Origin of the sequence: Enterobacter sp. PL1 (genome assembly GCF_945957325.1) — a bacterium.
Lineage (GTDB): Bacteria > Pseudomonadota > Gammaproteobacteria > Enterobacterales > Enterobacteriaceae > Enterobacter > Enterobacter roggenkampii.
The window spans coordinates 1-456 of record NZ_CAMFKT010000108.1 but is presented as its reverse complement, the minus strand read 5'-3'; the positions used below and the strand labels follow the sequence as shown (position 1 = coordinate 456).

1 pseudogene is annotated in these 456 nt (G+C 53.9%); it reads right to left on the bottom strand.

Annotated features, from left to right (window positions below):
* Positions 1–96 precede the first annotated feature (96 nt).
* Positions 97–456: pseudogene (locus N6P30_RS24475) on the bottom strand (IS1 family transposase); the annotation flags it as partial.

Below are 456 nucleotides of genomic sequence, written 5' to 3'. Positions count from 1 at the left end.
GACTCCACAGACACATGTAACCTCATCTGGCGCCTCCATGCCGCTGACGCGGCATCCAAAAGCTTCCCAATACTGTAGGCCGGTAATGACTCCAACTTACTGATAGTGTTTTATGTTCAGATAATGCCCGATGACTTTGTCATGCAGCTCCACCGATTTTGAGAACGACAGTGACTTCCTGCCCAGCCTTGCCAGATGTTGCCTCAGATTCAGGTTATGCCGCTCAATGCGCTGCGTATATCGCTTGCTGATTACGTGCAGCTTTCCCTTCAGGCGGGATTCATACAGCGGCCAGCCATCCGTCATCCATACCACGACCTCAAAGGCCGACAGTACTCCAGTGTGGCCAGAGTGCGTTCACCGAAGACGTGCGCCACAACCGTCCTCCGTATCCTGTCATACGCGTAAAACAGCCAGCGCTGGCGTGATTTAGCGCCGACGTAACCCCACTGTTCG